Origin of the sequence: Hafnia alvei, from assembly GCF_900095695.1 — a bacterium.
Lineage (GTDB): Bacteria > Pseudomonadota > Gammaproteobacteria > Enterobacterales > Enterobacteriaceae > Hafnia > Hafnia alvei_B.
Window position 1 is genome coordinate 1 of the sequence record NZ_FMIQ01000035.1, and the last position, 14,413, is coordinate 14,413.

The following is a 14,413-nucleotide window of genomic DNA, read 5'->3' on the forward strand; positions in this document are numbered from 1 at the left end:
TGCCATCCAAAATAGCGATGTGGGTCAGGTGCTGGAAGTGTCGGTACGGGCTAAAAACGGTGCCGATGTGTATGGCAACAGCGCCACGGTAGACACCGCGCAGACTGGCGGCGGCAATAATACTACTGGCGGAGATGCTGGTAAGGTTGTTGGAATTCCTGCACTAAAAAATATTTTAGCTAATGATTATACGTTTGAACTCAGTAGTGGTTTTCCAACCATTGGCTTTATTGGTGCTGCATTTACTTTGAACGTCGAGCATGACTCAGCTGAAAATTATACTTGGGTTGCTGACGCACAATGGGTGACTGTAAATAATGGTGTTGTGAGTTTTATCTCTATGGGAAATAAGAAGCCGGTTACTATCACCGGTACGTCTAAAGATGGCATCACAAAACTTGAATACACTTTCACGCTTAATAAGTGGACCATGAGCGACTCTAATCCTGTAGGAACTGATTGGTCAACTGCGAATCGTTTATGCCAAAATAATGGTTATACATTAGCTACACGACAGCAAATTTCTGGGTCGTCGACGTCTCGTGGAAATGTAGGTTATATTTGGAGTGAGTGGGGGGCGCAAAGAAATTATACAGGAAGTAGTTTTAAAAATGGAGATTATTGGACTTCAGATGCTGCTGGAAGTAATAAACATTATGGTATGGGGTTAGGTAATAATTTATCCTCTAGCAGTTGGGGGGATTCGGATGGTGGTACCCATTCCGCAATGTGCATAAAAGGACTTTAGTATTTGTTACTCCCTTTCGTGTTTAACGCGCAAGGGAGTCTCAATGTAAAATGTTATTATAAAAATGGTGTTGCTATTTTTATAATATTTATTTAGGTGTAACTTAATGAAATTAAATTTTCTCTCAACCCTACTCCTTACCACAAGTTTCACTTGTTTTGCTCAATCCGACGTTAATCTAGCCTTTCATATGGGGCTTGGTGCCAATGGGCATTATGAAATTGGTGGCACCATGGAGAATAATAGTTCAGAAACATTGCCGCATAGTGCAGTGACTTATATCACTATTGATAAAAACTGTATGCCAAGCAGTGCGAAGGTAGTCAATCTTGGTCCAATAAAAGCCAATGGAACGTTGGAGTTTAGGGTCCCCGTTGATGGCGTATTATCTTCATACCGAGTTTTAAGCGTATCAGCTTGGAATGATATGGGTGTTCCCGTCGATGTTGATGACAAAACGGCGGAGGTCATTAAAAACCGAGATGCGGAGTTTATGAATAGCTGCAAGCTAAAACGCGCGGGCGGCGCTCATTGATTGATAATTTATGACAAATTAAAAGGGAGTCCGCGTAATCACACGGACTCCCTTTATTGTTCCAGAATAATGGTTCACTCATTAATTGTAGAACGAATTATATCTCGCGAAGAAGCAACCAAAAGCTATAAATTGAGTCACTGAGCAAAGTGAGCATAGTCGATACCTCTTTGGATAGCCCTGCCGGTAAATCAGGCAGCGTCATATTATCGTTTTTCCCCCCTGTTTTTAGCCGCTTAACTATAACGCCGATATTTTCTACATTTTGCTGGATAAAACATCCAATTTCGGGGTTAACAGGCGCGTTTTGCTGACACCAAAGCACCACCGAATCGGTATTGATCAGCATGCTTTTCGCCTGTTGCAGGATCTCCTGTAGTTTTTGGCAGGTTGCATCATGGGAACCTTCTGCTTTCATCCAAGTGGGCTCAAGGGCAATCTCGGTGGCTAAATCCTTACACCCTTTAAAGCTCACCATTAACGCGCCTCGTTTATCTTCGGCAGCATTTTTCATGGATAGGCTGGTTTTCATTAAGTCCATTAGGCCAGCGAGTTTAAGCTGTAATACTTCGCCATTTCTTTCGGGCTTGATTAAGGTTTGAATCAGCCCTGCGATAATAATGCCTAGAATAACGCCGACAATTCTGTCGCGTACCTCGGTGAGATCGTTGACCGGCGTAAAACCATTGAGTACGGCGAGTGAGAAGGTCAGCAACATTTGGATGCCAGCATAGCTAATATTCTCTGGGCCAGTGGCAACCCATGAACAAAGCATAAAGATAGGAACTGAAAGTAATAGCAGCCCAAATAGCGTGGTTAAATTTGGCAGAATAAAAACAATGGCAATCAGTGCCGCAATACTTCCGGCAATAGCACCTAATAAACGTAGCGTGATTTTCCGCTGCGTTTTTCCTAAACCGGGCTGGGCCACAACGAGGCAGGTCAGCATGATGGTGTGAATACCAAACCAGTCAGTGGCGGTATAAAAAATATAGCAAATCAGCGCGCTAAGTAATGTTTTTAATGCATAGGTAACATAGATTTTATTTGAGAATGCATCAGGAACGAAGAATGAGAAATTTTTCTTTTGGCTCGGGCTATTGTCGTAAGAGACATTTTTATTTTGATCGTAATTATTTATCACCTTTGCCATTTGGTTTAAGGTGACATTTTCAGCATTCGTATTGATGATCGTTGGTGTATGGCAAACTGAGGGAGTTTTTAAACAGGCTACCATACCTTCGCAAACAGACTTAATACTTAAGGCCGCGTCGCGGGCTTTGGGGTTAATCAATTCCACAGGCAAATGGCACGAAAGAGAGCGTAGTTCAGAAACCATTGTCACCATTGCTAACTGCGCCGTATGATCGTTGGAACTTAGTCGATCGCGGGATTTAGTATATTGCAGTAGTTTATACAGCGATTGTAAATCTTGCCCAATCGAGGCGAGGGTATTTTCTTTTCTCTTGAGTTCATTGTCAGGAGTTAAGAGATCCGCTATATGGTTAAGTTGCGATATAAGCGTTTTATTGAGTAATTTCTCCGGCTCTGAGGGAAGAAATAAAGCATTAATAATGAGAGTGACGGCAATGGCATAGCTCATCGCCACCCATACCCATAAAATGTTTCTGATGATTTCTTCTGAATCTGAGCTTACATCAACAAAGCTTTGTGAAAAAATAACGATTAGAGCAACTAAGTAGAATATCACGCCATATTTTGAGGCTCGCATCATAAATAGACTAATAAAAGCCACCAATGATGCCAGTAAAATGCGTAAAAAAGGCACGTCCCAAGTTATTTTTAAAATTAACAGCGACGCTGCTACGGCCAGCGCGATAGAAATAATAAAAAATAGGCCGGTGAGTTTGGTCACCACAATATTGGTTTGGGTGACAAAAAAGACCACGATAAGTGATAGCGCTAGATCGGGGATCTGTAACGTTTGGCTGAGAATAACCACAATGATACAGGCCACGGTGGTTCGCAGGATCTGATTTGCTCGGCCCGGATAAAACCCAAGCCCCTGATAAAATCGAGAGACGAAGAGGTCAAATGATTTCATTCTGATTTCCTCTAGGGTGCGGTATCTCGATAGACGATGGCAATCGCCGAGGCACCAACGCGAAATAGCGCAGGCTCTGGGTTATCGACGCGAATTTTGACAGGAAAGCGTTGGGATACATGCACCCAGTTGATGGTGCGTGCTACTGAAGGGAGGCCGTTGCTCACGCCGCCATCTTGGGGAGATACGCCGTAGCCTACGGAATCAACGCTGCCGCTAAAGGATTTACCGGTATCACCCATGACGTATATGCGCGCAGGAACGCCATTACAGACATTTTTTAGGTCGGTTTCACGAAAATTAGCCACCACATACCATGCTTGGGTATCAATGAGCGTCATTACCGACTGCTGCGGCGACGCATATTGCCCAATTGTGGTATTCAGGGACGTCACTCGGCCATCGAAAGGCGCACGAATTTCACTGTATTCAAGGTTTAATTGGGCTTTTGCGATATCCACGCAGACAACTTTACGCTGCGCAATGAGTGCATCTACGCTGCTTACCGCTGATTTGGCCTGTTCTACTTCGCTGCGAGAGGCTTTATACATAGCCTCGGCGCTATTTTTTGCCGTTCTAGCTTGATCAAACTCTTCCGCAGAAACGTATCCCTTGCCTTTAAGCGCCAATATACGTTGGTAGGTGCTGAGTGCCTGCAGGTAGTTCTCTTTGGCGCTGACTTCTTTCGCTGAAACGGCCTGAGCATTGTATTGCTGGGCATCAACGGTTCGCTGTGCGAGCTTTATTTGTTCATCTAAGGTAGCAAGCTGAGCGGTGCCAGATTCGATGGCATGTTCATAGGGTCTTGGGTCGATTTTAAACAGCAGATCGCCTTTGGAAACCAGTTGGTTATCTTTAACGGGGATCGTTACTATATGCCCTTCAATAACAGGAACCACATTAATGGTATCGGCATAGATATAAGCATCGTCAGTCTGTGGGGCTTCATCGATCTTTAACATCACAATGAATAGCGCAATTAGCGTTATTAATATGAGAAAAAAAATATAAAATTTATTCTTAAGGGACATTCTGTATTTCTCTTAATGGGTAAAAAATAATAACCAAGTCAACATTGCGCTGAGAGCGGTAACACAGGGATAGACAATCACGGCAGGCTCAAGCCAGCACTGGTGCTCTCCTTTTCTTAATATTGTGTGCATGAGTGTCATAGCGATAACGCCAATGCCTGAACATATCAGCCAGTCAGGAAAAGATGCGCCAAAGAGAACTATTGATGGTGCATAGGAACAACCAGTTAGAGACAGAATAATACAAACTAAACCGATCGCTTTTGCTGAATGGAACTTGATCCATTTAGTCGCTAATTTCTGCATATAAATTTCTGCATAGGATTTTTCATAAAGTGACGAAGTGGCTAATAGAAATGAAACAGAAGAGATCCATAAAGAATCTCCTCTGTAGATTATTTTATTGGGTGACTTAGTCTTTCAGTGCCCATATATAATATTGGCCATCTTTCAGCTCGGCACCCTCGAGTTCTTTTTCGAACCCTGGGAATTTCTTGCCCCATTGTGCAATGCTGTAAATATATTGCAGCCATGGTTGCTCAGTGGTGCCGAAGCTTTCGCCTGGCATCACGATCGGAATACCTGGTGGGTAAGGGATCACCCCAACGGCGGAAATACGTCCGGCAAGTCTATCAAGCGACAGTAATTCGCAGCGCCCAGCCATATGATCTTGGAAAGCGGCGCGAGGGAGTTTAACCGGCGTTGGGATATGGCTGAAGGCGGCTGCCTGAAGCTTATCCATCTGGCTGGTTTTCATGTAAGCAAACATCTCATCACACAGATCTTTCATGCCCATACCGGCATAGTTCTTAGCATGAGATGCGGCAAGATCGGGCAGACAGACCGACAGCGGCGTATTGCTGTCGTAGTGTTTTTTGAATTCGATAAGAACGTTGATCAGCGTTCCCCACTTGCCTTTGGTGATCCCCACGGAGAATAGACATAACACCATGAAATCTGTAGTGCGCGACGGAACGATGCCGTGCTGATACAGGAATGCGGTGACAACAGCGGCAGGAATACCGGTTTCCTGCATCTCGCCGTCGTCACCCATGCCTGGTACTAAAATGCCGGCTTTGATTGGGTCGAGCATGCACCAATCGTCTTCCAACTGTTCAAAACCATGCCAATTTTCGCCCGGACGAAGTACCCAGCACTCAGGATCGGTGGTGAGCTGTTCTTTAGACGCACTCATGAACGGCACTTTTTTGCCCGTTGCAGCATCAATCACGTCTGGCGCATTCCACGGAGAGAAGAACCATTCCCCTTTAGCGGCAAAGGCGGCGTGAACTTTGGCGAGTGCAAGACGGAAATCGACCGCCTCATCAATCACTTCCTGAGTCAGCGCTTCGCCTTGCTGGTCATCCATCATGGCTGCACCAATTTCATTGGCCGCGATAATGGCATACAGCGGTGAGGTGGTGGATTGCAGCATGTAAGACTCATTGAAACGCGAGTGTTCAATGGGTTTTTTGCCATTACGAATGTGAATGTAGGAAGCCTGAGAAAGCGCCGCTAAAAGCTTATGAGTCGACTGCGTAGCAAATACCGTTGGACCGGCTGCGTCATGCTCTGCAGGATTTCCACGCATCGCGAAACGATCGCGATAGAGTGGATTGAAGCGTGCATAGGCATACCAAGCTTCATCGAAATGAATAGTATCGACGCTCTCAGCCAGAAGATCTTGAGCCTGTTTTGCGTTGTAGCACATACCGTCGTAAGTACAGTTGGTGACCACGGAATAAACCGGTTTAGGGTCAACGGCAAGCTGTTTCAGTGGATGCGCATCGATTTTCTGCTGGATAGATTCTGGTTGGAACTGTGACTTAGGGATCGGCCCAATGATGCCAAAACGGTTACGTGTTGGAATGAAGAACACCGGGATCCCGCCGGTCATCACCAGCCCTTGCTCGATAGATTTATGACAGTTACGGTCGCAGAGCGCAAATTGGCCCTCTCCAACGACGGCTGACATGACGGCACGGTTAGAACCTGATGTGCCGTTCAGAACGGAATAGCTTTGGTGGGCTCCAAATACTCTGGCAGCATAGGCTTCGGAGTCTTTTACTGGGCCGCTGTGATCGAGCAGCGATCCAAGCGAATCACGTTCAATCCCGGTATCGGTACGGAAAAGATTTTCGCCGAAGAAATCAAGGAACTCACGACCAACCGCCGATTTGGTAAACGCGACACCGCCCTGATGACCCGGTGCTGCCCATGAGTATTCAGGCGAGCCGTTGGTGTAGTTGAATAGGGCTTTTGTGAATGGCGGTAATAGCTGGTCGAAATATTTTTTGATTAACGCGATGCTGCGTGAAGCGATGAATTCTGCGGTGTCTTCTTGCATCCAGATAAATTCATTCGCTAACTCCATTGTTTCGAGCGTTAGCGTCTCGAGGCAGGCATGCTCTGCCATCAATAATACCGGCACTGTTTTATTTCGACGACGAACTTCTTGCAACAGTTTTAATGCTTGGCTGTGTGACTCAGTATCGTTCTCTTCAGAAGTCCAATCTACAAATACACAGCAAATAGAGGCGTCAGAGCTGATGCTGGCGATCCCATCGGTGTAGGTTGTTGCAATAACAACCGAGAGATTTCTTTCTTCTAGAGCCTCGATTAAATTACAGATAGCCTGTCCATTAGCGGTCTGTTTATTTGCAATGTTACTATTTACCACTAACACTTTACGTTTTTTGAGATGATTTAATTCAATCATTTTTAGTCCTATCTAGCTATTTATTAAATTCATTGTGTTCTTATTTTTTCGTGACCTAAAAATAATTAGGCCACGTAGTATTGCTATTCCGCCTGAGCGTCCAGTGGGAACGGATTTTTGTGTGTTCGGTTATAATTCAGAGCGTAAAGTGCGGTTACGATCATTAACGCAACAAACGACCACATAACCTCTTGTGCGCCGGAGCCAATAACAGCCCATATGCAATAAACAAAGGCAATAAATGTGATAAAGGTAAATAACCCTTTTTGATTCCCTAAGTGCCCGTGTCCAACCAGCAGCAATGCCGCGCAGGTGTAAAGATAAGGTACTAAGGTGAAAATAACGGATACCGAAGAGACGACACCAAATTGCGCTGCCGCATTAGGTGATATCGAGGCAACTTGGAATATTGTCATGAGTACGCCAAGTACAATCAGGCCTTGTACCGGAACGCCTTTTTTATTCACTTTGGCGAAAATCGGCGGGAATAGGCCATCGTCTGCGGCCGCTTTGGCGGTTTGGCTGGCAAGCAGCGTCCAGCCGCCCAGTGAGCCGAGACAGCCCGCTGCCGCACAGAATGTCACGATGGCGCCTGCGGTTTCACCCAATGCCATACGCGCGGCATCACCGAACGGGGATGTTGATACACGCAATGCCGCATTCGGGATCATACCCATGATGGCGGTGGTTGAGAGCACATAACAAACGGCGGCAATCAGAACACCACCGATAGTGGCGATCGGGACGTTTTTCTTCGGGTTTTTGACAACGGCGGCGGCAACGGACGCGCTCTCTACGCCGATAAATGACCATAGCGTTACGTTTAGAGTGCTTTGAATTGCGCCCAACGTACTTTTTCCGCTGACGTTCCACGCGGCCATATAGGTATCGCCGCTAAACCAGAACCAGCCAAAAATAGCAACTGACAGAATAGGAACCAGTGCTAACACCGTGGCCACAGCCTGCACACGCGTTATCATTTTGGCGCCGATAATGTTCAAAATAACGAAGAACCAGAGGACTAAAACGCAGGTCAGCGTCATGATCATGGGATCTTTTAGCGCAGGGAAGAAGTAGCTGAGATAGCCCACGCCGATAACAACCATCGCAATGTTACCGACCCAACAGGCTAACCAATACAGCAGGTTAGTTTGATATCCGATGAATGGGCCGAAAGCTCGACGAGCATAGGCATAAGATCCACCAGGGCTTGCATCCAGCGAAGACATTTTGGCGTACACCATGGATAACGCTAAAGCACCGATGATGGTGACCAACCAGCCATAAATAGCGACGCCCCCTGTGGATGCTAGGTTTGCAGGAAGGAGAAAAACACCCGACCCCATGATATTGCCTGAAACCATTAAAGTGACAGGTATGAGCCCTACTTTATGTGAATCTGATTCAATTGCCATATATAAAACCTTAACGGATCCTATTTGTTTAATTAAATATTGGATGAACAACGTTATTTGAATGAGTATTAATATTATTAGTCATGATGGGGTTTATATTAAATCCTAACTAATATAAATAAACACAGCATTACATAGTGAATAAGCGAACAGTTCATAATTGAAATTTATGCAAAAAACTATAGCGGTTGCAGGAGCATAAATATATAAGACTCGGCATTTTGCAAGAGTAGGTAGCGTCCTACGTATGTAGGCGTTAGATTGCGTATGTGTAAGATATATGCAGAAATAATGATAGTGAAATTGGTAGCTAAATAATTCAATGAGGAATATCGACGGTATAAACTAATGGTTTCATTTAGACGCTGTTTATTTTATTAGCATATAATCAACTCAAGTTTACATTCGCGCTATCTAGAACATATTGCTAATCTTAGGTTTATAAGATGACGCTATAGCGTGCTTCTTGTTTGTAATCAATGGGCCTTTCCAAGCAAAGCGAGTTCCTGTAAGGGATGTGTAAGGTTGCCTACATCAATAAAATGATCGAATGCTCACCACGGTAAACGTGATGGCCTCAGCCATGACAGAAATCGCTGTTGAGGTTTTTCGCTATATTTATCAATACAGTATGATTTACGTTTGAGGTGGTAATGGTGAGTGAAAATAACAAGTTGAGCGCGATAATTATAGACGATCATCCTCTGGCGCGAGTGGCAATCAGAAACTTGCTGGAAAATGACGACATCAACGTGATTGCTGAATCTGGAGATGGCGCGGAAGCTCTGCAGGTCATTAAAGAAATGCAGCCAGATATTGTCGTGGTCGATATTGATATCCCTGTTCTGAGCGGTATAGAAGTTGTCGAGAAGCTAAGACGACAGCAAAATAGCTGCATTATCGTGGTGGTTTCTGCTAAAAACGATCGCTTCTATGGCAAGCGTAGCGCTGATGCTGGGGCAAATGCGTTTGTGAGCAAGAAAAAGGGTATGTCTAATATTGTGGCAGCGGTAAAAGCTGCGCGTAATGGCTATAGCTATTTTCCTTTTTCGCTAGATAGCTTTGTCGGTAAGTTAACGTCAGAGCAAGAAAAGCTGGATTCTTTATCAACACAAGAAATCAAAGTTATGCGCTATATTTTAAATGGCGTAGACAACATCCATATTGCCACTGAAATGAATATTAGCAGCAAAACGGTGAGTACTTACAAAAGTCGTTTGATGGAAAAACTGGAGTGTAAGTCTCTGATGGAGCTATTCAATTTATCAAATAGAAATAAGATTGGCTGACTTTATGCTACAACGAGCAATCAGACTTACGCTGTTTATCATTGCAACGTTATTCGTTGCTCAGGGTGCATCTGCTAACCAAGAGCCAGTAAGACTGGAGATTTTTAGTAACAGCGGCCCCATGCTCCCTAATCTCAAATTGAGTACTGCCGAGCAACTGTGGCTGGCGGAAAAAAAGACGCTCGTTATTGCCGTTTATTCTCCTGAATCGCCTCCGCTGATGTTGGATAGCTCTTCCGGCCGTTTCCGTGGCATGAATGCTGAATATCTGTCTTTGTTGCAGAGAGCGCTGGGTATTAACGTTAAGATTGACCACTATGAGAGCGAAAAACTTGCGCTAAATGCTGTCAAAGTTGGTAAAGCTGATTTGATGCTGACTTCGCTTAAAACCGGTTTTAACGCCACGGCACCTTTCGTTGCGTCCTTACCGATGATTAGCGCTTATCCGACCTTAGTCACCACCCAAAAAAATGTTATGCAACCGCTGCATACGGATAGTCCGGTAACCATTGCTATTGCAGAGGGTTATCCTAGCGAACAGTTTGTAAAAGCTTCATTTCCGAATGCTAAAATTCTTCACTATGAGACTGCGTATCAAGCGTTCGCCTCGTTATATAACGGAAAAAGCAACTATTTCATTGGTAATAATCTTGCCAGTGGCACGAGTATAATGCGTGATTTCCATCAGACATTAAGTATTATTAAATTCTGGCGCTCCTCGCCGATACATAATCAATTTATCGCTTTAGATACGCAATCACCTTTGATTCCTATTATCAATAATTTTTTAGGTGGCTTGACGAATCCTATTACTAATCATATTTCTCAGCCGTGGTTAGAAAGCGGTAATCCAGCGTTGTTAACAAAATCTTTATCATTAACACCTCAGGAACAGCGTTGGTTAGAGAAGCATCCTAAACTTAAAGTATTGATTAATCCATATTACGCGCCTTTTTCGCTATTGGATGAGAACAATGAAATAAGAGGTGTGACAGGGGATATCCTCAATCTTATTCATTTACAAACAGGGTTAGAGTTCGAAACTGTAACAGCTAATTCCAATACCGAAATGGTTGATAAAATGCTAAACGGTGATTGGAATATACTCCCTACGGCGACATATAGCCCTAGCCGTGAGGAGCTGATTTCATTTACTCATCCTATTATCACGACGCCTTTTGCCGTCGTGGTGAGAACCTCTGCTAGCAATGCTGAGCTGTCACCGGGGATGAAAGTGGCGGTGACAACGATGCATATTCTTACGGAAAAATTGCATACTAAATACCCTGGGATCGAACTTGTGCAGGTCGAAAATACCAGCCTTGGGCTTAATCTGTTGGCTGAAGGGAAAATTGATGCGGTCATATCAACGCAGCTAACTGCCCGCTATATGATAGACCATTATTATCCCAACCAACTCAAATATGAGATCATGGCGGATGAAGCCCCAGCCTTAGTCAGTTTTGCTGTTCCGCGTGGAGATCAAGAATTAAAGCAAATATTGAATAAGGCACTAGATAATATTCCACCTAAAACGATATTATTCATTTCGTCTAAGTGGGTTAAACTTCCTGATATCAAAATTGATACCTGGCATCTTTATAATAAGCAGTTTTATATTGTAATAACGCTGTCTGTTTTTATTATTTTAAGTTTCCTACTGTGGGGCGGGTATCTATCACGAGAAGTACGCATGAGAAAACAATCTCAGGCGGATTTAGAAAACCAGCTTAGCTTTAGAAAAACATTATCTAATTCGATCCCTATACCGGTTTATACCATTTCTCTCGATGGTGAAGTTCAAAGCTATAACAGTGCTTTTATGTCATTTTTTTCAACTGACCAGAAAAATGTGACCTCTACATCTTTGTTTGATAGTCGTAATCCACTGTCTGATATTTTTTCGGTTCTTAACCGAGACATTCAAAATGGTCTGATCCCTGATAAGGTTATTGAGCACAGCATTATGCTGAACAATGGTCGAGAGGATCGCCATATTATTCATTGGATTACGCTTTGTGTTATGCCATCCGACAATGTTCTGCCAACGCTAATCTGTGGATGGCAGGATGTGACGGAATCGCGACAGTTGCTCGGCGCATTGCAAACTGAAAAGGATAAAGCGATTCAGGCTAATGAGGCGAAAAGTACTTTCTTAGCCAGCATGAGCCATGAAATTCGCACCCCTGTCAGCGCGGTGATGGGGTTTCTTGAATTACTCGCTCTCCATAACCAAAGTCCTGAAGAAGATAAAGAGTCTATCTCGTTGGCCTACGCCACGGCTCAGTCATTGCTGGGGCTAATCGGCGATATTTTAGATATGAATAAAATCGAGTCTGGGAGTTTTGAATTATCGCCAGAATGGGTCAATCTTGAGGTGCTGATTACGACGGTGATGAGAGGCTTCGAAGGTCTTGCCAAGCAGAAACAGCTCAAACTCACCTTTGTTAACCGACTGGTCAAAGGGGAGTATTTACGTCTAGATCCTCAGGCAACCAAGCAATTACTCTCCAATCTGCTAAGCAATGCCATAAAATTCACAGAACACGGTGGGGTTGAGGTCAGCGCAGAGTCCATCGCCACGCGTTCTGGCCAAACCCAGCTTATATTGCGTGTGACAGATACTGGTGCGGGCATTAGCCAAGAAGATCAGGAACGGCTCTTTAAGCCATACAGCCAAACCGAAACGGGTAAACAGCAGACAGGGTCGGGGTTAGGGCTTTTGATTTGTCGCGAGTTAGTGACGCGTATGAATGGAAAGTTGGGGTTGCTGAGTCAGGTTGGACAAGGGACAACGATGACGATCGATCTGGTAACGGCGGTATCTCATGAAGATATCATCAGCTCGGTTGAACTGCAGCCTGCGGTGTACCCAGCCAAGAAACTAAAAATATTAATCGTTGACGATCATCCGGTTAACCGTCTGCTGCTGCGTCGTCAATTAGATACGCTGGGATATAAAGTCGATGAGGCGAGCGATGGAAATGATGCATTAATTTTGATAAATGAACATAGCTATGACTTGGTGATAACAGATGTCAATATGCCGAATATGGATGGGGTTACCTTGACGCGTCATATTCGAGGCTTTGACAGCGATATCGTTATTTGGGGCTTAACTGCAAATGCCCAAGCGCAGGAAAAAGATCGATGCCTTGCAATTGGCATGAATGCATGTCTTTTCAAACCGATCAATTTACAACAATTGGCTTCCGCATTAGCCTCTGTGGGATCAGTAAATATGACTTATCAGCTAGACGAGCTTATTGATATTGCGACACTAAAATCGCTGGCATTAAATGATCCAAAATTAATGCAGCAGATGTTGGAACAATCGATGCTAGAAAATAATAAAGATTTCTTAGCTGCTCAGGAAGCCAAAATGGCGGGTGATTGGACCGCATTCAAAATGCATATGCATCGCATTAATGGCACTGCTCAAATTATTGGTGCGACTAAATTACAGGAATTAGCGGAAAAGTTAGAGAATCATTCAGTTGTTCAGACTGATGATTCTGTCATTGAACATGGAATGAAGCAGCTTGAAGTTGAGCTAAATCGCTTAAGAGAGGCGATTAACAGCTTTTCCCAAGCATGATTGACGCTTGTTTTTTGCGTCATATTTTATGCTTAAGTCGAATCACGTGGAGACAGTGTTTTACTGCTTAGCCATCATTGCGTGATACGCTAAAAGGGTGCCCGCAGACTTTGCAAAATGCGGCATCCTCATCATGACCCGTTTTATTACAATTCGAACACCTATGAGTGTGACGGCGGCGTTGCAACAGGTCTGTCATATGTGCCGTTAATACCCCAGTAGGTATGGCGATAATCGAATAGCCAATCAATATAAGAATGGATGCCAGACAGCGTCCTAACGCAGTATGAGGCGTGATATCGCCGTATCCTACCGTTGTCATTGTGACAACCCCCCAATAAACGGCAACGGGAAGGCTGGTAAAGCCATTTTCTGGCCCCTCGATGACGTACATAATCCCGCCAAATAAACACAGTTGGATAAAGACGAAAGTAAAAAATATCAATAACTTTTTGCGTATACCATAAATACTCTCCCATAGTAAATTGACTGACCCCATATAATGCATGATTTTAAATACACGTAATATTCTCATGACCCGTAGCATTCGCAAGAGCGTAAAATACTCACATGCAATATCAGGATATAATAATAAAATATAAAGAGGCAACGTGGTTACTACGTCTACGACCCCGAGAAAACTAAAAACATACGTGCTCATTCTCTTTTCAGATAACAGACGTAAAATATATTCCAAAGTAAATATTGCGGTAAACAAAACCTCAAGGATGAAATAGACGTTTTTTCCTGTAGGGATATTGTTATTAACCTCTGGGTCCGCTGACTCAAGGAAAATAAGAGCAACGCTTGCGATTGATATAGACATCCAAACCCACTCAGCTCTTTTTCCATGCTTAGTGTGAATGTCGAAAAGAAATGAATATAAATTCTGATGCCAATTGCTAGTTTGGTTATTTTTCATATGGTTATTTGTCGTCATGAATGGCTCTATCGGAATCGTTAAATTTTGGATAGAAGATGGAGCCATCGAATTCTTCCACCGGTTTCAACCG

The 14,413-nt window shown here is 43.9% G+C and carries 9 protein-coding genes and 1 pseudogene; 4 read left to right on the forward strand and 6 right to left on the reverse strand.

Translation table 11 applies throughout. The annotated features are described in order from the left end of the window. Together BN1044_RS23570 and BN1044_RS09635 are read left to right on the forward strand one after the other, a co-directional pair. Positions 1-748: pseudogene (locus BN1044_RS23570) on the forward strand (hypothetical protein); the annotation flags it as partial. A gap of 106 nt (positions 749-854) precedes the next feature. Then, on the forward strand, positions 855-1,283 hold the full coding sequence (locus BN1044_RS09635; RefSeq protein WP_072308490.1) for a hypothetical protein: 429 nt from the start codon (positions 855-857) through the stop codon (positions 1,281-1,283). Between the two features lie 97 nt (positions 1,284-1,380). Here the strand turns inward: BN1044_RS09635 and BN1044_RS09640 are convergent, their stop codons facing one another. The 5 genes from BN1044_RS09640 to adiC all read right to left on the reverse strand — a co-directional run bounded on the left by BN1044_RS09640 (position 1,381) and on the right by adiC (position 8,513). Then, positions 1,381-3,159: an FUSC family protein gene (locus BN1044_RS09640; RefSeq protein WP_438830565.1), complete on the reverse strand. Its 1,779-nt coding sequence runs from the start codon at positions 3,157-3,159 to the stop codon at positions 1,381-1,383. 200 nt (positions 3,160-3,359) lie between these two features. Further along, positions 3,360-4,379 (reverse strand): multidrug transporter subunit MdtN, encoded by a 1,020-nt coding sequence (gene mdtN / locus BN1044_RS09645; RefSeq protein ID WP_072308492.1) that lies wholly within the window; start codon positions 4,377-4,379, stop codon positions 3,360-3,362. A 12-nt stretch (positions 4,380-4,391) separates the two neighbouring features. Beyond that, positions 4,392-4,685, reverse strand: a complete 294-nt coding sequence (locus tag BN1044_RS09650; protein WP_072308493.1) for a YtcA family lipoprotein — start codon at positions 4,683-4,685, stop codon at positions 4,392-4,394. Positions 4,686-4,791: 106 nt separating this feature from the next. Further along, positions 4,792-7,098 (reverse strand): Orn/Lys/Arg family decarboxylase, encoded by a 2,307-nt coding sequence (locus BN1044_RS09655; protein ID WP_072308494.1) that lies wholly within the window; start codon positions 7,096-7,098, stop codon positions 4,792-4,794. Positions 7,099-7,181: 83 nt separating this feature from the next. Continuing rightward, complete coding sequence (gene adiC, locus BN1044_RS09660; RefSeq protein WP_072308495.1) at positions 7,182-8,513, reverse strand: arginine/agmatine antiporter; 1,332 nt, start codon at positions 8,511-8,513, stop codon at positions 7,182-7,184. A 674-nt stretch (positions 8,514-9,187) separates the two neighbouring features. Here adiC and evgA point away from each other — a divergent pair. Together evgA and BN1044_RS09670 are read left to right on the forward strand one after the other, a co-directional pair. Next, the gene (gene evgA / locus BN1044_RS09665) at positions 9,188-9,802 is read left to right on the forward strand and encodes an acid-sensing system DNA-binding response regulator EvgA (RefSeq protein ID WP_072308538.1); all 615 of its coding nucleotides are present in this window, start codon (positions 9,188-9,190) and stop codon (positions 9,800-9,802) included. A gap of 4 nt (positions 9,803-9,806) precedes the next feature. Next, positions 9,807-13,400 carry a response regulator gene (locus BN1044_RS09670; RefSeq protein WP_081329563.1) on the forward strand — a complete coding sequence of 1,198 codons (3,594 nt, stop codon included), beginning with the start codon at positions 9,807-9,809 and terminating at the stop codon, positions 13,398-13,400. A 67-nt stretch (positions 13,401-13,467) separates the two neighbouring features. Here the strand turns inward: BN1044_RS09670 and BN1044_RS09675 are convergent, their stop codons facing one another. After that, positions 13,468-14,388 carry an ion transporter gene (locus BN1044_RS09675; protein ID WP_247650280.1) on the reverse strand — a complete coding sequence of 307 codons (921 nt, stop codon included), beginning with the start codon at positions 14,386-14,388 and terminating at the stop codon, positions 13,468-13,470. Between the last annotated feature and the right edge of the window lie 25 nt (positions 14,389-14,413).

What these genes read in the sequence shown, in the direction of transcription:
- BN1044_RS09650 (WP_072308493.1), bottom strand. Translation starts at nt 4,685, where the DNA reads ATGCAGAAATTAGCGACTAAATGGATCAAGTTCCATTCAGCAAAAGCG.
- BN1044_RS09670 (WP_081329563.1), top strand. Translation starts at nt 9,807, where the DNA reads ATGCTACAACGAGCAATCAGACTTACGCTGTTTATCATTGCAACGTTA.
- BN1044_RS09635 (WP_072308490.1), top strand. Translation starts at nt 855, where the DNA reads ATGAAATTAAATTTTCTCTCAACCCTACTCCTTACCACAAGTTTCACT.
- adiC (WP_072308495.1), bottom strand. Translation starts at nt 8,513, where the DNA reads ATGGCAATTGAATCAGATTCACATAAAGTAGGGCTCATACCTGTCACT.
- BN1044_RS09675 (WP_247650280.1), bottom strand. Translation starts at nt 14,388, where the DNA reads ATGGCTCCATCTTCTATCCAAAATTTAACGATTCCGATAGAGCCATTC.
- BN1044_RS09655 (WP_072308494.1), bottom strand. Translation starts at nt 7,098, where the DNA reads ATGATTGAATTAAATCATCTCAAAAAACGTAAAGTGTTAGTGGTAAAT.
- mdtN (WP_072308492.1), bottom strand. Translation starts at nt 4,379, where the DNA reads ATGTCCCTTAAGAATAAATTTTATATTTTTTTTCTCATATTAATAACG.